The following is a 17,991-nucleotide window of genomic DNA, read 5'->3' on the forward strand; positions in this document are numbered from 1 at the left end:
CCACACTCAACAGCAATCCTGCGATTCATCGATTCATTTTCACTAGGCGTGTGGAAATGACTCACAAGCGCGCCGCCGCGCCTTTGCGCGATCTTTGTCATTGGCGCCGCGCTCCCATTGGGGCAGAGTCCGCTCCGTTCTTTCGAGCGCTGGTCGCGTTGAGTCTCACGGCGTCGAAGACATTTCAGCGCCACACGCGAGAGACCATGCCAGCAATCGAACAATTGCCGGGCCTGCGGACATTGCAGGTCGCGCCGCTCGACGCCCCGAACTATCGCACGCCGCCCCACAACATCGAGGCGGAGCAGGCGCTGCTCGGCGCCATTTTGATGAACAACGACGCCTTCGACCGCGTGTCCGATTTTCTTCTGCCGGCGCATTTCTCCGAAGAGCTGCACCGACGCATCTACGAGGTCGCCTCGACGCTCATCCGCGCCGGACGCACCGCCACGCCCATCACTCTGAAGACGCATCTCGGCGACATCGAGCTGCCCGGCGGCGTCACCATGCAGGCCTATGTCGCGCGCCTCTACCGCGAGGCGACGACGATCATCAATGCGGAGGACTACGGCCGCACCATCCACGATCTCGCCGTGCGGCGCGAATTGATCACGATCGGCGAGGACGTCGTCAACGCCGCCTATGACGCGCCGATCGATTCGACGCCGCGCCAGCAGATCGAGGAGGCCGAGCGGCGTCTCTATGCGGTCGCCGAGACCGGCCGCTACGAAGGCGGCTTCCAGCGCTTCTCCGACGCGCTCGTCACGGCCATCGACATGGCGAGCAGCGCCTATCAGCGCGACGGCCATCTCTCCGGCACGGCGACGGGGCTCGCCGATCTCGATGAGAAGATGGGCGGCCTGCAGCGATCGGACCTCATCATCGTCGCCGGCCGCCCCGGCATGGGCAAGACCGCGCTCGCCACCAATATCGCCTTCAACATCGCCAAGGCCTATCAGGCCGAGCAGCAGCCGGACGGCTCGCTGAAGACGGTGAATGGCGGCATCGTCGGCTTCTTCTCGCTCGAAATGTCGGCCGAGCAATTGGCGACGCGCGTCATCGCCGAGCAATCGGGCGTCGCCTCCTATAAGATTCGCCGCGGCGACATCAACGAGGACGACTTCCGCCGCATCACCGACGCCGCGCGGCAGATGCAGAGCATTCCCTTCTTCATCGATCAGACCGGCGGCATCTCCATCGCCCAACTCACCGCGCGCGCGCGGCGGTTGAAGCGGCAGCGCGGACTCGATCTGCTCGTCGTCGACTATCTGCAATTGCTCTCGGGCTCGAAGTCGCGCGGCGACAATCGCGTGCAGGAGCTGACCGAGATCACCACCGGATTGAAGGCGCTCGCCAAGGAGCTCGCCGTGCCGATCGTCGCGCTGTCGCAGCTCTCGCGTCAGGTGGAATCGCGCGACGACAAGCGCCCGCAGCTCTCGGACCTCCGCGAATCCGGCTCGATCGAACAGGACGCCGACGTCGTGATCTTCGTCTATCGCGAGGAATATTACCTGCGCAATCGCGAGCCGCGCGAAGGCACCGAGGAGCATATCACCTGGCAGAACGAGATGGAGCGCGTGCATGGCCGCGCCGAGGCGATCATCGGCAAGCAGCGCCACGGACCCACCGGCACGGTGACGCTCGCCTTCGAGGCCGAGGTGACGCGCTTTTCCAATCTTGCGGAGGAGGACAAGCTGCCGGCCAGAATGTGAACGATTCTCATATTGCGAGTGCATTTTTTTAGGAGCGGACTCATGATCGCGCATTTACTGCTGAAAATCAGGGAAGCCTATCATCCCTTGTTCTATTTGAGACGGTACCGCCTATTCAGGGAGTTCGTGAAGCTGCTCGACTTCACGATCGGCATCCGATTTCCATTCGTCGACCACAAGATATTCATCAGCTTCTCGAAAAACGCATCGCTGTGGCTGTCCCGCGGAGAGGCGGGAGAGCAGAGAGAGCGCGAGAATTTTCTCGAGATCGTGTCCCGCGGCGGCTTCACGACATTCTACGACGTCGGCGCGAACGTCGGCGTCTATGCGTTCATGTTCAAGAGCCGAGTCGAACGGGGCCGCGTTCTCCTGTTCGAGCCCGATCCTGGCAACGCCGCGCGAATCCGGTCGACGATCGCGAACAGCTCGCTCGGCGACGTCGAGCTGCTCGAATGCGCCGCATCGGACAAAAAATCGCGTGAGGACTTCTATGTCGACGAGGCGTCCTCGGCGACGGGAACGATCCGAGACGACGGCGCCCTCACGTCTTTTCACGCGGTGTATCACGGCGTCACGCCGAACAAGATCGTCGTCGACACAGTCACTCTCGACGAGATCGCATTATCGCGCTTCGACCCCGACATCATCAAGATCGACGTGGAAGGCGCCGAAGCCAAGGCGTTCGCCGGCGCATGGAAGCTGATTCAGCGGCGCCCTCCGGCCATCATGTTCGAATGCAGCACATTCGACGTCAGCATTCGCGAAAAGCTTCTCGCCGCCGGCTATGAATTATTCGACATGGAGACGCTCGAAAGCGCATCGAGATTGCACCTCAACAATTTGGCGCTGCACCGCCAGCGCCATCGCGACCTCATCGAAGCGATCCGCAAGCGCGACGGCGCCGAGGCGCGGCGCCTCGCCGAAACGAGCGGCGCATAGACCCCGAATAGAGGTTCGGTCACACGGCGCGCGTCGCCTCGAAGACCGGAACCTCGCGCGCAAATTCGTCTAGCCAGACGGCGAGCGCCGAATGAGCCTCGCGCCAGGCGCCGGCGAAGCGCAAATCGAGATAGCCGAGCGCGCAAGCGACGGCGATGTGGCCGATGGCGACAGGAAAGGCCGGCGGATGCGCGTTCAATTCGGCGAGGGCGCGATCGATCTTGCCCTGCTGCAGCGCGATCCAGCTCGGATCGCGCAAATTCTCGGCGCGGGTGATCTCATAGCGTATGAGCAGCGCCGCGTCATTGATTCCGTCGCCGAGCGCCTGCAATGTCAGCGCGGCGACGCGCGCGGCGGGTTCTGTCGGGATCAGCTTGCCGCCGCCCGCGAGAAGGTCGAAATAGTCGCAGATCACGCGACTGTCATAGATCGTCTCGCCGGACTCGAGGATCAGCGTCGGCACTTTGCCGAGCGGATTCTGCGCGCGCAGAGAATCGGCGGGATCGGTGGCGCTGGCGCCTTCGAGCGTCAGGCTCGCGCCGAAGCCGCAGAGCTCGGCGGCGATGCGCGCCTTGCGGGCATAGGGCGAGGCGGCGGAATAGCGTAGGATGGGCATGGGACGATCCTTCCCGAACGAATTGCGAGCTCCCACAGCGAATAGGGCTTTCGAGAGATGACCGCCAGTCCCCGAGAGGTCGAAGCCGGTCAGGCCGTGTATACGCCCGCCGTGCTGCGGCTCTACGACCTTCTCGTGCTCGGCGTCTCCAACCGTTACGTCTGGAAATGTCCGACGCAGCGGCTCCTCGCGCATTACGATGCGCATGTGACAGCGAATCATCTCGATGTCGGCGTCGGCACGGGCTATTTTCTCGACCGTTGCCGCTTTCCCACAGCTTCGCCGCGCGTCGCGCTGATGGATCTCAATGAGAATGCGCTTCGTTTCGCGGCAAATCGCATCGCGCGCTATGCGCCGAAGACATTTCGGCGCAATGTGCTGGAGTCGATCGCCTTCGAGGCCGAGCCTTTCGAATCGATCGGCGTCAATTATCTGCTGCACTGCCTGCCCGGCTCGATCGCGGAGAAGGCGCTTCTCTTCGATCATCTGCGGCTGCTGATGACGGAGGGCGCCGTTCTGTTCGGCTCCACTCTGCTGCAAGGCGGCGTCACGCGATCGGCGGCGGCGCGTCGGCTAATGGCCTTCTACAATCGCAAAGGCGTGTTCTCGAACGAGGCGGATGATCTCGACGGGCTGACCCGTGCGCTCGAGCAATGTTTTCGCGACGTCTCGATCGAGGTCGTCGGCTGCGCGGCGCTGTTCTCGGCGCGCAGGTGAGCGGATTTGCTATCCCTCGTCAGTCGAGCCGAGGCGTTTCGAAGAGCGAGCCTGAAGGCTCGCTCTCGAGAGATCGCAAACGTTCGGAGCGAATCTGATCGCTCGAATGATTCCGTTCGAGCGGAAAGCGCCTCAGAGCGCGCCATAGAGGGAAGACATCGGCAAAGTCAGGCCGGGCGGATCGAGCGCGATCTCGCCCTCATGATGGACGCGCGTCAGAATATCGCGCCCCTCCCCGCGCCGGTGATGAATGACGAGCGGCTTGTCGGGATCGATGATGAGATAATGGACGACGCTCGGAATAAGGAAATAGCCCTCGAGCTTGCCGAGCGCGTCATTGCGCCCGGTGGACGGCGAGAGCACTTCCACGACGATCATCGGCTCGCGAATGAGCAACGTATCGGACGCGAGCTCCGGCCCGCAATAGAGCTGCGCGTCGGGCTCGAACACCGTAGATGCGTCGACGCGCACGGCCATGCCGTCCGGCAGCACATGGCACGGCGCGCCGGCGCGTTGCACGGCGTCCGTCAGCGCGAAGGCGACCGAGAGCTTCATCTTCGCATGAGCCAAGCGCTCCGCGGCCTGGGCGTAGACCTCGCCGTCCATCAGCTCATAGCGTCCTTGCTGCGCCTCGGCCCAGACGACGAATTCTTCGGCGGTCATCTTCTCTTTCGGGACCGCGTTCATCGGCTCAGCCTTTCAGATCGGCGAAGGGAACCATCACATGCTGGCGATAGGCCGGCCGCTCCTGCAGCCGCGCATACCAGGCCTCGACATTGGGGAGCGCCGGGCGCTCGATATCGAGCTCGAAATAGCGATAGAGCGTCGTTCCGGCCGGAATGTCGGCGAGCGTCAGATCGTCGCCCGCGACATAGGGCCGGCCCGCGAGCCATTGGTCGAGAAAGGAATAATGGCTCGCGCAACGCGCGATCGCCGCGCGGATCGCCGGCCAGTCGCGCTTCTCCTCCGGCGTGCGGTAATAGGCGACGAAGACGCCGTCGACGAAGGTGGGCTGCAAGCTCGTCTGCGCCCAATCCATCCAGCGATCGGGGTAGGAGCGCGCGGCCGGATCGGCCGGAAAGAAGCGCTCGCCGCCATAGCGCGCCGCGAGATAGCGCAGAATCGCATGGGATTCCCAAACGGTGACGCCCTCGTCCTCGATCACCGGAATGCGCCCATGCGGATTGCGCGAGCGGAACTGCGGATCGTCTAGGCCGCCGAAGGCGCCGCCGAGCGGCACATGCGCATGGTCGAGCCCGAGCTCGTCGACGAGCCAGAGGACCTTCTGAACATTAAAGGAATTGCGCCGACCGTAGATCGTGAGCATGAGAAAATCCTTCGCCGATGCCGGGACGAGCCGGACGCGCGCCGCTGGCGTTCCGAAAAAAAGCGCCTATTCTTCCCTCATGCAAGGGGTGATCGACGCATGAGCAAGCTACTCGAACTGGCGATTGCGCGCTCACGGGCGCTGCCGGAGGCCGAACAGGACCGGATCGGCGCGCTGCTGCTGGAGGCGATCGAGCCGCAAACGCCTTGCGCCCCGCTGGATGCGGAGACGATCGAGGCGTTGGACGAGGCGCTCGCGCAGTCCGAACGCGGGGAGTTCGCTTCGGAAGATGAGATTCTCGCCTTGTGGTCGCGCCGCGGCCGGAAATGAAAGTCCGATATACGCGGCGAGCGCAACGGGACCTCGAGCACATGCTCGACTACCTCGACGAGCGTAGCCCGCAAGGCTCCGAAAGCGTCGAACGCGCGATCCGGCGTACGACAGAGACGATAGCTGTCTTTCCCTCGGGAGGACGACTGGCGGGACATAGAGACGTCCGCGAACGTCCCGCCTCCCCTTATCCATGTATCGTCTATTGGACAGTCGTCGGCGAGGAGGCGCATATTCTCCACATCCGTCATGCGGCGCGCCGCCCTCCTTTGGATTTAAGAGCGCCCTACTCCTCCACGACTTCCGCCTCGGCGCCGGTCTCGCCGATATGCTCGACCGACACGACCCGCTCGCCCTCGGCGGTGTCGAACACGATCACGCCCTGCGTGCCACGGCCGACGATGCGGATGCCGTCGACCGGGCAGCGGATCAGCTGGCCGCCGTCGGTCACCAGCATGATCTCGTCGCCGCTGCCGACCGGGAACGACGCCACGAGCTTGCCGTTGCGGGCGTTGACCGCCATGGCGACGATGCCTTTGCCGCCGCGTCCGGTAATGCGATACTCGAACGAAGAGCTGCGCTTGCCATAGCCGTTCTCGGAGACGGTCAGGATGATCTGCTCGGCCTGCTCCATGTCGCGGAAGCGCGCCTCGCTCAGCTCGATCGACGCCGAGCTCTCCTCGACCTCGGCCGCGCCCTCCTCCGCGCCATTTTCCTGGGCGCCGGCGCGCCGCTGCGCCGCGGCGCGCTTCAGATAGGCCGCGCGCTCCTCGCCGCTCGCCTCGAAATGCCGCAGGATCGACAGCGAGATCACCCGATCCTCGCTGGCGAGCGCGACGCCGCGCACGCCCATGGAGCTGCGGCTCTGGAACACGCGCACATCGGTGACCGGGAAGCGGATGCACTGCCCCTCGCGCGTCGTCAGCAGCACATCGTCATTCTCCGAAGCGGTGGCGACATCGACGATCGCCTCGCCCTCGTCGAGCTTCATGGCGATGATGCCGGAGCGGCGCACATCAGAAAAATCCGAGAGCTTGTTGCGCCGCACCGTGCCGCGCGTCGTCGCGAAGATGGCGTCGAGCGTCGCCCAGCTCGATTCGTCCTCCGGCAGCGGCATGATGGTGGTGATGCGCTCCCCCTGCTCGAGCGGCAGAAGATTGACCAGCGCCTTGCCGCGCGCCTGCGGCGCCGCCAGCGGCAGGCGCCACACCTTCTCTTTATAAGCGCGTCCGAGCGAGGAGAAGAACAGCACCGGCGTATGCGTCGAGGCGACGAACAGGCGATGGACGAAATCCTCCTCCTTCGTCTGCATGCCGGAGCGGCCCTTGCCGCCGCGCCTCTGCGCGCGATAGGTCGAGAGCGGCACGCGCTTGATATAGCCGGCATGGGACACGGTCACGACCATGTCCTCTCTCGCGATGAGGTCCTCGTCCTCGACGTCGCCGTCGCCCTCGACGATCTGCGTGCGGCGCGGCGTCGCATATTGCTCCTTCACCGCACGCATCTCGTCCTTGACGATGCCGAACAGTTTTTCACGAGAGCGAAGGATCTCGAGATATTCGGCGATCTCGGCGGCGAGCTTGTTCAGCGCCTCGGCGATCTCCTCGCGGCCGAGCGCGGTGAGACGCTGCAGGCGCAGATCGAGAATGGCGCGCGCCTGCGCCTCCGAAAGGCGGATGGTTCCGTCCTCGTGCAGCACATGGCGCGGATCGGCGATCAGCGCCACCAGCGGCGCCATGTCCTTGGCCGGCCACATGCGCGCCATCAGGGCCTCGCGCGCCGTGGCGGCGTCGGCCGAGGTGCGGATGAGGCGGATCACCTCATCGATGTTGGCGACGGCGATGGCGAGGCCGACCTGCAGATGCGCCGCGTCGCGCGCCTTATTGAGCCGGAACTTGGTGCGCCGCGTGACCACGCTCTCGCGAAAGTCGACGAAGGCGACCAGCACGTCCTTCAACGTCAGCAGCTCCGGCCGCCCGCCGTTGAGCGCGATCATGTTGACGGGGAAGCTCGACTGCAGCGCCGTGTGGCGCCAGAGCTGGTTCAGCACCACATCGGCGACGGCGTCGCGCTTCAGCTCGACGACGATGCGCATGCCGTCGCGGTCGGATTCGTCGCGCAGATCGGAGACGCCCTCGATCTTCTTCTCGCGGACGAGTTCGGCGATGCGTTCGATCAGCGCCGCCTTGTTCACCTGAAAAGGAATCTCGGTGAAGATGATGGCTTCGCGCTCCTTGCGCAAAGTCTCGATCTCCGCCTTGGCGCGCATGATGATCGAGCCGCGCCCGGTCGCATAGGCGTTGCGAATGCCGCCGCGGCCGAGGATCGTGGCCGCCGTCGGGAAATCCGGGCCGGGCACGATCTCCATCAGCTCGGCGACGCTCATGTCGGGACGGTCGATCAGCGCGATGGCGGCGTCGATCACCTCGCCGAGATTATGCGGCGGGATGTTGGTCGCCATGCCGACGGCGATGCCGCCGGCGCCGTTGACGAGCAGGTTGGGGAAGCGCGCCGGCAGAACCGTCGGCTCCTCCTCCTTCTCGTCATAGTTCGGCTTGAAATCGACGGCGCCTTCGTCGAGATTTTCGAGCAGGGCGAGCGCGGGCTTGGCGAGCCGCGACTCGGTGTAGCGCATGGCCGCGGGCGGGTCATTGTCGACCGAGCCGAAATTGCCCTGCCCGTCGATGAGCGGCAGCCGCATCGAGAAGGGCTGCGCCATGCGCACCAGCGCGTCATAGATCGCCGCGTCGCCGTGCGGGTGATATTTACCCATGACGTCGCCGACGATGCGCGCCGATTTTACATAGGGCTTGTCGGGCGTATGGCCGTTCTCGTGCATCGAGAACAGGATGCGCCGATGCACCGGCTTCAACCCGTCGCGCACATCGGGCAATGCGCGGCTCACGATCACGCTCATCGCGTAATCGAGATAGCTGCGCTTCATCTCATCGGCGATCGATACCGGGCGAATGTCGGAGCCGGGCGCAGCCGCTCCAGTCTTCTCTGAGTCGTCGTCGGCCAAGGGCTCCGCCAATCCGATAGTCGTCGCGGGCGACCTGCGACCGAAGCTGGTCGCAGCGCAGCCGCCTCTATTCGAGAAGGACCGCCGCCTCGTCGCCTTGGGCGAGGCGTCGCCGAAGCCGCGCCGGGGAACATCGAGCGCCCTGTCGGTCGCGCCGTCGAGGCCCGTCGTCGGCGATTTCGCCGCCCTCGGGCGACGCTCGCGATCGTCGACGTTCTATAGGCGATTCTGCCGTGAGGCGCCAGTTTGTGACGCCACGTCCGAGCCACCTCCGCCACCGCGGCGCGGATCAACTCTGGCCGGCGGCCTGAAGCTTGCGGCGGGCGCTCATCACGAGCGCGCGCGCGCCGGGGGAGCCCGGCTCCAGCAGCTCGATTCCGTCTTCTTTGTCCTGATCCCAGCGACGCGCGTCGGCTTTGGGCGCCGGGCTTTCCGAAGCGCCGGCGGGAATGTCCTCGGCCTGCGGCGTCGACGCCGGAGCGGCCCGCGCCCGCAGGGTCGCGGAAATCTGCGCCCATTCGGCGGCGGTCTGCGTCTCGCGATCGCTGTCCCCCTTGCGACGACGCAAATTGCGCAGCCGCGCGAGCAGCGCGAGCGCAACAGCACCGCCCCTTGCGCGCAGGACCGCGAGAAGAGGCGCGAGCCGACCGGGCCTCGGCGGCGACGGAGCGGCGACGGACGCCGGAGCCGGCGCAGAGGCGAGCGCCGGCGCGCGCCGCGCTTTCAGGCGACGCGCCGCCGTCAGGCCGAGGATTGCGAGAACGGCGGCAATGAGCGCCCAATCGGTCCAAGAGCCCGAGTCCTGCTCCTCCTCGGCAGGGATCGCCACTGGCGGCGGCAATTCGGCGGCAGGCGCGGGAGCGGCCTCGATGGCCGGATCCGCCGGCGATGCGGCTTCCGACGCCTCGGCGCGAGGCGGGTTCGGCGTGTCGGCGCTCGGTTCGGCGGCGGGAGCCGCCTCCGCCCCCGGCGCGGACTCCGCCGAAGCGAGCGGCTCCTCTGTGGGAGGCAGCGGATCCGCCGCGGAAGGGAGCGGCGCCTCCGCCATTGGAGCGGGCGCCGGCTCCTCCACGCGCTCTAGCGGGGGCTCTGGATGCGCATCGGCGGCGAGCGTCTCTCGCATCTGCGCTTCGGGCGGCTTTTCAGGCGCCGGAGCCGGCTGTGGCGTCACCGCCGCCGCTGCGGACTGCTCCGAAACCGCGCCGATCACGGGCTCGCTCTCGGGCGCCGCCGCCGGGCCGGCCGCAACGGCGGGCGCGGCGACTGCCGCGCCCGGCGCCCCGCGGCGGACGGGCGCCAGCGGCGGCAGCTGCACGACGATCTGGTCGAATCCCTCGCGTCGGGGCGGCGCGATTTCGTCGATCGTGGCCTCGCGCCGCGGCGCGCGATGCGCCGGCTGCGCAGCCAGGGGCGCGGCGAGGCCAATCGCGAGAAGGACAGGAGCGCCCGAGACGAGCAAGCGGGCGAACGCAGGCGACAACCGCATCAGGAGCTCCACGGACGCGAGACGACGCCGGGAGCTTGGCCAGCGGTGCTGAAAAAAGACTTATGCGCGTCGAGCGTCGCTATGGGATAGTTGACGAATCCCTAATGGACCATTCACCACTCGTTCAAGCTTGATGGCGAGTATGCAGCCTGTCGCTCCGCTTCGTCCTTGGAGAAGAACATGAACGCTAAGCAACTGTTGCTCGCCGCGGCTCTGGCCGCCGGCGCGGCGCTGGCGAGCGCGCCGGCCGCGCACGCCATGCCCATATCGCCCGCTCCCGGAGCCCAGGAGCCTCATCCGCTCGTGCAGGAAGTCGATTTGCCCTGCGCGCGCGGCTGGTGGCTCAATCGATGGGGCCGCTGCGTGCCCAAGCGGGCTTGGGGCCCGCCGCGCCGGTGGGGCCCGCCGCCCTATTGGAGACGCCCCCCGGTTCGCCGCTACTATTACCGCCACTGGTGACGGCTCGACGCGAGGCGGAGCCCAGACTCCGCCTTGCGCGAATTCGGACGGGACGCTTGCCGTCCGCAGATCGCTCCTGTAAGAGCGGGCCTGCTCTCGGCGACGCCATTGGTCGAACGCCGGCGCACGGGGCCTCGTGGCGGAGTGGCTACGCAGAGGACTGCAAATCCTTGTACGGGGGTTCGATTCCCTCCGAGGCCTCCAATAAAATCAATACCTTAAACCGATTTCGAGAAGCCGTCAAAAACGCCTTCGGTGAACCGTCTTTGCCGAGCCCGATCCGCGTCAGCCCCTTGTCCTCACTTCTTTAGTATTGCGGCCCCGCCAAGTAAGTATCCCCCGGCAAGGCCGGGGGCTTTAGGAGGTGAGCCGCGCGAGCGGAGAAAGCCGGCCGGCCTCCCGCCTCGGCCGAGGCTATGGCGAAGCGCGCCGCGCTCGAGGCTACAGGCGTGATCTTCGTGGCGGAGAACGGCGAAGGGCCGGGCGTGAGGCTGAGGAAGGGGCGCCGCGCTGGACGCGAAGGCGCAGCCAAGCCATATTCCGCCTGAAAGCTCGGGAAAGGACCGGGAATGAGCGCCGCCGTCGCCTTCGACACGCTGAAATTCGTCCGCAAGCTGGAAGCCGGCGGCTTCACACAGGCGCAGGCGATGGCCGCCGCCGAGGCGTTTGCGGACGCGACGAGCCAGGAATTGGCGACGAAAGCCGATCTCGCCGCCGTCAAAGCCGAGATGAAAGCCGATTTGCGCGATGTCGAGGTCAGGCTCGAGGCGAAGATCGAGACGACGGCCGCGTATCTCAAAGTCGATATACTGCGTTGGCTCGTCGTGACCCAGGTCGCGCTCGGAGGATTCATCTTCGCGGCGTTCAAATTCGTGAAATGACAACATCTCGCGCAACATCGAGAAGCGCCCGGCTGGCGGGATAACGACCGCGGCGAGCGAGAAAGACGACAAGGCGCGAGCGCATCGCAGGAGGCGCTGAGCTGCGCGCCTCGCTCTACCGAGCTGTGCCGAGACGCTCGCCGAGCGCATGCGGACAGAAAACGCGCCGACCTATTCGAACGACGGAAAGCGAGCAGTGGCAGCGCGCCGCGATATGCATGCTCCTCTTCGAGATTCTGCGATCACTCTATGCAAGCTAAACGCGCTCCGCCCAATCGGCGACGGCTTCGACCCCAGGCTCCCCGCGGATCGATAGGGCGAAGCTAGACGCGGCGCGCTGATAGCTGTCGTCACAGAGCTCCGCGAGAGCGCGGGTGACATTTGGCAGATTATAGCTGGAGAGCTTCAACGCCAGGCCGACGCGCAGACGCCGGACGCGCTCGCCGTGATCCGGCTGGTCGCCGAAGAACGGCGCTATCAATTGCGGCTTTCCCGCTCGCAGGGCCTGGGCGGTCGTTCCAATCCCGCCGTGATGCACGATGCATGCGGCGAAGGGGAAGAGATCATCGTGCGGGGCCTCGGAGCATAGGAATTCGTCTGGTCCGATCGAAGCCGACAGCCTCGCGGCGTCCTTTGTCCCGGCGAGCAGGACCGCACGGCGCCCGAGAGCGCGGGCCGCTTTTATGCTGACGTCGTAGAAGTCGCCCGACACTTGCGGAGCGAACGACCCCAAGGTGAAAACGATCGGCGCGCTCCCGGAGGTCAGGAAACGCGTCAAAGGCTCGCCGAGCCCGCGCCTTCTCTCGTCTCGCGCTTCGTAGAAGGGAAAGCCTGGAACCTCCATATTGGCCGGGCCATCCGGCGGGCGCGGCGCGAAACGGGACGAATAGAGCCCGAAGATTTTCGACGCGCCATTCTCGCCGCCGAAATCGAGGAAGAAATCCTCATCGGAGCGCGGCAGCCCGAGCGTTCTTCGGAACGCATGGAAGCGCGTCATCCGCATGTTCACGCCAATCCTTATGAATGAGCGGATCAATCTGTTGAAGCCGATCGCCGCGCGCGAGCCAGGCTGAAGAATGTAGGGCGCGGGAGGGGTCAGCGACGGATTTGCAGCCGATTGCACATACAAGGGCGCAAGGGCGACTCTCGCAGTCGGGAGACCGGATGCTTCAGCGGCCAAATTGGCGCCGACGAGCAGATTGTGCGTGACGATGGCGTCCGCTCCTTGCGCCGCGGCCAGAGTGTCGTCGTAGGTTTCCGCAAGGAAGCGAAGATAGATCTCGTCCAAGATGAAGTAAGGGTTCTTCAGCATGATCCGGAAGGCGCCGGCAGGATCGACGCCGAGCGCGCCGACGATGTCGTTCTCATGCGGTCGCAAGCGAGCATATGCGAGCCCCTCGCGCTCTATCGACCCTTTATGCATCTCGGGCGCAGCGACGACCACGTCGAGGCCGCGCCGACGCACCGCGTGAGCCATGGCGATAAACGGATATATGTCGCCGAGAGTGCCGAAGGTCGCCAGCAATATGCGCTTGCGCCGCCCCATTCGCTCTTCCGCAAATCAAAGGCGCTTCACAGCCAGCGCGCCGTCTCATGTCCTCGAGAACAACGCGGCCTCGGCGCGCGGGGATGTAGATGTATATGATAATGTCCTTTATGGATCAATCGATTTGTGACATGCGAATATCCGTCGCCGCAGACGTTCCTGTGACAATAGCGACGGTTTTCCAGATAGATCGGACGAATGACCATGCCGCGCTCATGAGTGGGCCTTCTCGTTGAGCCGGCGTGTGATACAAACAAGATGCGAAGTCGGGTCTCTTGCGGGGAGCATTAACATGCAAGACAGGGCTGATGTTCGGATCATGCCGCCGATCATTCTGATAGCCGCGCTCGGACTCGGGCTTATGGCGCGAGCTCATTTCGGCGCGAGGATTCTCCCGTCCGAACCGGCCGCGGCAATCGGCTCGCTTGCGATCGGCGCGTCGATCGCCCTTGTTTTCTCCGCCTTGCGTGAGCTGCAGCGCGCGAAAACAGCATTCGATGTGCGCAAGCCGACTCGGTCTCTCGTCGAGACAGGCGTTTTTGCGCTCAGCCGCAATCCGGTCTATTTGTCGATGATGCTGCTTTATGTCGGCGCGGCATTTCTGCTGAATTCGCTATGGATGCTGCTTCTGTTTCTTCCGACCGGGAGCGCGCTTTGCCTGGCCGTCATCAGGCCGGAGGAGCGTTACCTCGAGCACAAGTTCGGAGACAGTTACCGCGCCTATCGGCGCAGAGTGCGCCGCTGGATTTAGCGCGCTTTCCGATCGAATGCTGCGGGACGAGAACGCAATCGACGAATCTCCGCCATGGCGCCCCGATACGCCGAGCTCGCGACGACCACCAATTTCTCCTTCCTGCGCGGCGCGTCGCATCCGGAGGAAATGGTCGCGCGCGCCATCGAGCTTCGCCATTGCGGCGTCGGCATAGCGGATCGCAATTCTCTCGCCGGCGTCGTGCGCGCCTTCTCCTTCCTGCGCGAGCATGCGGCCTCTGCGCCCGGCTTTCGGCTCGCGGTCGGCGCGCGCCTCGTCTTCGCCGACGCGACGCCCGACATTCTCTGCTATCCTCGCGACCGCGCCGCTTACGGTCGCCTCTGCCGCCTGCTCACGCAGGGCAATATGCGCGCGGAGAAGGGCGCGTGCCGCCTCATTCTCGACGATCTCCTCGCCTTCGGCGAAGGCCAACAGCTCGTCGTGATGCAGAATGGCGCGCTTCCGCCCGCCGTCACCGAGGCCTTTCGCGGACGTCTGTGGCTTGCGGCCAGCGCGCTCTATGGCGCCGACATGCGCCGGGCGCTGCAGCGCCGCATCGCTCTCGCCCATGAGACGAAGCTGCCGCTCCTCGCCGTCAATGAGCCGCTGATGCATGACGCAGCGCGCCGTCCGCTCGCCGATGTGCTCGCCTGCGTGCGCGAGAAGACGACGCTGGACGAAGCCGGCTTTCTGCTCTCCGCCAACGCCGAGCGCTGCCTGAAGAGCGGGGCCGAAATGGCGCGCCTCTTCGCCGCTGCGCCGGCGGCGGTGGAGGAAGCGATCCGCTTTCTCGACGGTCTCTCCTTTCGCCTCGACGATCTCGCCTATCACTATCCGAGCGAATTGCGCGAAGGCTTTCCCAGCGAGCAGGAGGCGCTCGAATATTTTGCGCGCGAGGGCGCGAAGGCGCGCTATCCGGACGGCGTGCCGGACGAGGTCGAGGCGCTGCTGCGCCACGAGCTGACGCTGGTTTCGCAATTGAACTACGCCGCCTATTTTCTCACCGTGCACGACATCGTGCGCTTCGCCCGCTCGCGCGACATTCTCGCGCAGGGGCGCGGCTCCGCCGCCAATTCGGTCATCTGCTATTGTCTCGGCGTCACCGAGGTCGACCCGACGAAGCATGATCTCCTGTTCGAGCGCTTCGTCTCCGCCGCGCGCAACGAGCCGCCCGACATCGACGTCGATTTCGAGCATGAGCGGCGCGAAGAGGTGATGCAATATATCTACGAGCGCTTCGGCCGCGAGCGCGCCGGCCTCGCCGCGAGCGTCGTCACCTATCGCTCGCGCTCGGCCATTCGCGAGGTCGGCAAGGCCTTCGGCCTCTCGGCCGACGTGGTCTCCCGCCTCTCCGGCAATGTCTGGGGGGTTTCCCGCGAGGGCGTGTCGGGGGAAGGCGCAGCCCGCGCCGGCATGGACGCGCGCGAGCCGCGGCTCGCCAAGGCGCTGGAGCTGACGGGCGAGCTCACCGGCTTTCCGCGCCATCTCTCGCAGCATACGGGCGGCTTCGTCATCACGCGCGAGCGCTTGGACGAGGTGGTTCCGCTGGCGCCGGCGGCCATGGAAGGCCGCACGACGATCGAATGGGACAAGGACGATCTCGACGCGCTCGGCATATTGAAGATCGACGTGCTCGCCCTCGGCATGCTGACCTGCATGAGAAAGGGCCTCGCCCTGCTCGCGGAGCGCTACGGAATCGTCCATCGGCTCTCGACGATTCCGGCAGAAGAAAAATGCGTCTACGACATGATCTCGCGCGCCGACACGATCGGCGTGTTCCAGATCGAGAGCCGCGCGCAAATGTCGATGCTGCCGCGGCTGCGCCCGGAAAAATTCTACGATCTCGTCATCGAGGTGGCGATCGTGCGCCCCGGACCCATTCAGGGCGACATGGTGCATCCCTATCTCCGCCGCCGCACGGGAAAGGAGAAAATCTCCTATCCGTCCGCGGAGCTGGAGCAGGTGCTCGGCAAGACTCTCGGCGTGCCCTTGTTCCAGGAGCAGGCGATGCGCATCGCCATCGTCGCCGGCGGCTTCACGCCCGAGGAGGCGGACCGCCTGCGCCGAGCGATGGCGACCTTCAAGCGCGTCGGCACGATCGGCCTGTTCCGTGAAAAAATGCTCTCCGGAATGATCGCGCGGGGATATCGACAAGACTTCGCCGAGCGCTGCTGGAGCCAGATCGAGGGCTTCGGCTCCTATGGCTTTCCCGAGAGCCACGCCGCCTCCTTCGCTCTGCTCGTCTACGCCTCGGCCTGGCTCAAATGCCGCTATCCGGATGTGTTCTGCTGCGCATTGCTCAATTCGCAGCCGATGGGCTTCTATGCGCCGGCGCAAATCGTGCGCGACGCCCAGGAGCATGGCGTCGGCGTGCATGAGGTCGACGTCAATTTCTCCGATTGGGATTGCACGCTCGCGCCACGCGCCGGCGAGACGCGGCTGCATCCGCGCCATGCGCAGATGGCGCGGGACATTCGCGCGACGCATGACGTGCGTCTCGGCTTCCGCCAGATCGTCGGGCTGAAGGAGGCCGATATGCGCCGCCTCGTCGCGCGGCGCGGCTGCGGCTATGATTCCGTGCGCGATCTCTGGCTGCGCGGCGAGCTCTCGCCCGCCGTGCTGGAGCGCCTCGCCGAGGCCGGCGCCTTTGCGTCGCTCGGCCTGCCGCGCCGCGATGCGCTCTGGGCCGTGCAAGGCCTCAATCGCGCCGGCGACAAGGACGATCTGCCGCTGCTGCGCGACCTCGCATTCGCGCCGCAGGAGCCGGACGCCAATCTGCCGCCGCTGCCGCCCGGCGCCGAGGTGATCGAGGATTATCGCTTTCTCTCGCTGTCGCTGAAAGCGCATCCGCTGTCGTTTCTGCGCGCGCGGCTCGAGGCGAAGGGGATCGTCCCCTGCTCGGCTCTCGGCGGCGGCCCGGCGGGCCGGCGCGACGGCGCCCGCGTGACCGTCGCCGGCCTCGTGCTGGTGCGGCAGCGGCCGGGCTCGGCGAGCGGCGTCATCTTCATGACCATCGAGGACGAGACCGGGATCGCCAATATCGTCGTCTGGCCCAAATTATTCGAGCGCCAGCGCCCCGAGGTGATCGGCTCGCGGCTGGTCGCGGTGACCGGCCGGGTGCAGAACGAGTCCGGCGTCGTGCATGTGATCGCGCAAAAAATCGAGGATATGAGCGCCGACCTGCGCCTGCTCGAGCGCTCGCGCGCGGCCAAGGCGCGGGAGGCCATGCCCAAGGGCCGCAATTTCCAATGACGAAGATGACAGGGCGCGGCGGCGTCGCTATGTCACGCTCGCATGAATGAGATCGTCGCCACTTTCGACGCCCCGCCCGGCGCGCTCGTGCGTGTCGCGCCGGCGACGCGGCGCGTCATCGCGCCCAATCCGGGCGCCTTCACCTTCACCGGCACCTGCAGCTACATCCTCGGCGAGGGCGAGGTCGCGATCGTCGACCCGGGCCCGGCGATCGCTTCGCATATCGAGGCGCTGCTCGCGGCGATCGAAGGCGAGCGACTTCGCTACATCCTCGTCACCCATACGCATCGCGACCATTCCCCGGCCGCGCGCCTCCTGAAGGAGCGCGCCGGCGCGACCGTCGCCGGCTGCGCGCCCTATGCGCCGCCGCCCGATCTTTCCGTCACCGGCCCCGGGCTCGATGCGGCGCATGATCGCGATTATGCGCCCGACCGCGTCCTCGCCGACGGCGAGCGGATCGACGTCGGCGGCCTGACCGTGGAGGCTGTGGCGACGCCGGGCCATACGACCAATCATCTCTGCTTCGCGCTCTGCGAGGAGCGCGCGCTGTTCACCGGCGATCATGTGATGGGCTGGGCGACGACAGTGGTGGCGCCGCCGGACGGCTCGATGGGCGATTACGTCTCCTCCCTGGAGAAGCTGCGCGCCCGCGACGATCGTCTCTATTGGCCGGCCCATGGCGGTCCCGTGCGGGAGCCGCAGCGCTATCTGCGCGCCCTGCTCCACCATCGCCGCCAGCGCGAGCTGGCCATAATGCAACGCCTCGGAGAGGGCGACGAGACGATCGCGACGATGGTCGCGCGCATTTATGAAGGGGTCGACGTCCGCCTACACGGCGCCGCCGCTCTCTCCGTCTTCGCCCATCTCGAAGATCTGGTCGAGCGCGGCCGCGTGACCTGCGACGGGCCGCCGACATTGACGGCGAGATATTGGGCGAGGCAGTAGGGACTTCT

General features: G+C 65.9%; 15 protein-coding genes, 1 tRNA gene and 1 pseudogene. 11 read left to right on the forward strand and 6 right to left on the reverse strand.

Annotation, left to right across the window (positions count from 1 at the left end):
* The first annotated feature begins 206 nt into the window (after positions 1–206).
* Together K3F48_RS08030 and K3F48_RS08035 are read left to right on the forward strand one after the other, a co-directional pair.
* Positions 207–1,712, forward strand: a complete 1,506-nt coding sequence (locus tag K3F48_RS08030; RefSeq protein ID WP_222574908.1) for a replicative DNA helicase — start codon at positions 207–209, stop codon at positions 1,710–1,712.
* Positions 1,713–1,754: 42 nt separating this feature from the next.
* On the forward strand, positions 1,755–2,651 hold the full coding sequence (locus K3F48_RS08035) for an FkbM family methyltransferase (RefSeq protein WP_222574909.1): 897 nt from the start codon (positions 1,755–1,757) through the stop codon (positions 2,649–2,651).
* Between the two features lie 19 nt (positions 2,652–2,670).
* On the opposite strand, the gene K3F48_RS08040 is transcribed toward K3F48_RS08035, so the two are convergent.
* Positions 2,671–3,267 carry a glutathione S-transferase family protein gene (locus K3F48_RS08040; protein ID WP_222574910.1) on the reverse strand — a complete coding sequence of 199 codons (597 nt, stop codon included), beginning with the start codon at positions 3,265–3,267 and terminating at the stop codon, positions 2,671–2,673.
* 57 nt (positions 3,268–3,324) lie between these two features.
* Here K3F48_RS08040 and K3F48_RS08045 point away from each other — a divergent pair, with 57 nt between their 5' ends.
* Positions 3,325–3,984, forward strand: a complete 660-nt coding sequence (locus tag K3F48_RS08045) for a class I SAM-dependent methyltransferase (RefSeq protein ID WP_222574911.1) — start codon at positions 3,325–3,327, stop codon at positions 3,982–3,984.
* Positions 3,985–4,116: 132 nt separating this feature from the next.
* On the opposite strand, the gene K3F48_RS08050 is transcribed toward K3F48_RS08045, so the two are convergent.
* Positions 4,117–4,671, reverse strand: coding sequence for a Uma2 family endonuclease (locus K3F48_RS08050; protein WP_222574912.1), 555 nt, complete (start codon positions 4,669–4,671; stop codon positions 4,117–4,119).
* A gap of 4 nt (positions 4,672–4,675) precedes the next feature.
* Positions 4,676–5,311, reverse strand: coding sequence for a glutathione S-transferase family protein (locus K3F48_RS08055; RefSeq protein ID WP_222574913.1), 636 nt, complete (start codon positions 5,309–5,311; stop codon positions 4,676–4,678).
* A gap of 99 nt (positions 5,312–5,410) precedes the next feature.
* Between K3F48_RS08055 and K3F48_RS08060 the strand changes: the two genes are divergently transcribed.
* Positions 5,411–5,641: a hypothetical protein gene (locus K3F48_RS08060; RefSeq protein WP_222574914.1), complete on the forward strand. Its 231-nt coding sequence runs from the start codon at positions 5,411–5,413 to the stop codon at positions 5,639–5,641.
* A pseudogene (locus K3F48_RS24830) lies at positions 5,638–5,892 on the forward strand (type II toxin-antitoxin system RelE/ParE family toxin); the annotation flags it as partial. The gene K3F48_RS08060 and the pseudogene K3F48_RS24830, both read left to right, overlap by 4 nt.
* Before the next feature lie 35 nt (positions 5,893–5,927).
* Here the strand turns inward: K3F48_RS24830 and gyrA are convergent.
* Together gyrA and K3F48_RS08070 are read right to left on the reverse strand one after the other, a co-directional pair.
* Positions 5,928–8,663 (reverse strand): DNA gyrase subunit A, encoded by a 2,736-nt coding sequence (gene gyrA / locus K3F48_RS08065; protein ID WP_222574915.1) that lies wholly within the window; start codon positions 8,661–8,663, stop codon positions 5,928–5,930.
* 289 nt (positions 8,664–8,952) lie between these two features.
* Positions 8,953–10,149: a hypothetical protein gene (locus K3F48_RS08070; RefSeq protein ID WP_222574916.1), complete on the reverse strand. Its 1,197-nt coding sequence runs from the start codon at positions 10,147–10,149 to the stop codon at positions 8,953–8,955.
* Between the two features lie 180 nt (positions 10,150–10,329).
* Between K3F48_RS08070 and K3F48_RS08075 the strand changes: the two genes are divergently transcribed.
* The 3 genes from K3F48_RS08075 (at position 10,330) to K3F48_RS08085 (ending at position 11,489) form a co-directional block, all read left to right on the forward strand.
* Entirely contained in the window at positions 10,330–10,608 is a 279-nt protein-coding gene (locus tag K3F48_RS08075) for a hypothetical protein (RefSeq protein ID WP_222574917.1), read from the forward strand.
* 130 nt (positions 10,609–10,738) lie between these two features.
* A tRNA-Cys gene (locus K3F48_RS08080) sits at positions 10,739–10,812 on the forward strand.
* Positions 10,813–11,177: 365 nt separating this feature from the next.
* Positions 11,178–11,489 carry a CCDC90 family protein gene (locus tag K3F48_RS08085; protein ID WP_222574918.1) on the forward strand — a complete coding sequence of 104 codons (312 nt, stop codon included), beginning with the start codon at positions 11,178–11,180 and terminating at the stop codon, positions 11,487–11,489.
* A 256-nt stretch (positions 11,490–11,745) separates the two neighbouring features.
* Here the strand turns inward: K3F48_RS08085 and K3F48_RS08090 are convergent, their stop codons facing one another.
* The gene (locus K3F48_RS08090; RefSeq protein WP_222574919.1) at positions 11,746–13,035 is read right to left on the reverse strand and encodes a glycosyltransferase; all 1,290 of its coding nucleotides are present in this window, start codon (positions 13,033–13,035) and stop codon (positions 11,746–11,748) included.
* A 319-nt stretch (positions 13,036–13,354) separates the two neighbouring features.
* Between K3F48_RS08090 and K3F48_RS08095 the strand changes: the two genes are divergently transcribed.
* The 3 genes from K3F48_RS08095 to K3F48_RS08105 are packed head-to-tail and all read left to right on the forward strand — an operon-like array spanning position 13,355 to position 17,983.
* A complete protein-coding gene (locus tag K3F48_RS08095) occupies positions 13,355–13,786 on the forward strand; it encodes an isoprenylcysteine carboxylmethyltransferase family protein (RefSeq protein ID WP_222574920.1) in 432 nt (143 codons plus the stop codon).
* A gap of 54 nt (positions 13,787–13,840) precedes the next feature.
* The gene (locus K3F48_RS08100; RefSeq protein ID WP_222574921.1) at positions 13,841–17,038 is read left to right on the forward strand and encodes an error-prone DNA polymerase; all 3,198 of its coding nucleotides are present in this window, start codon (positions 13,841–13,843) and stop codon (positions 17,036–17,038) included.
* 42 nt (positions 17,039–17,080) lie between these two features.
* Positions 17,081–17,983, forward strand: a complete 903-nt coding sequence (locus K3F48_RS08105; protein ID WP_222574922.1) for an MBL fold metallo-hydrolase — start codon at positions 17,081–17,083, stop codon at positions 17,981–17,983.
* The last annotated feature ends 8 nt before the right edge of the window (positions 17,984–17,991 follow it).

This window comes from Methylosinus sp. Sm6 (assembly GCF_019802345.1).
Classification (GTDB): domain Bacteria; phylum Pseudomonadota; class Alphaproteobacteria; order Rhizobiales; family Beijerinckiaceae; genus Methylosinus.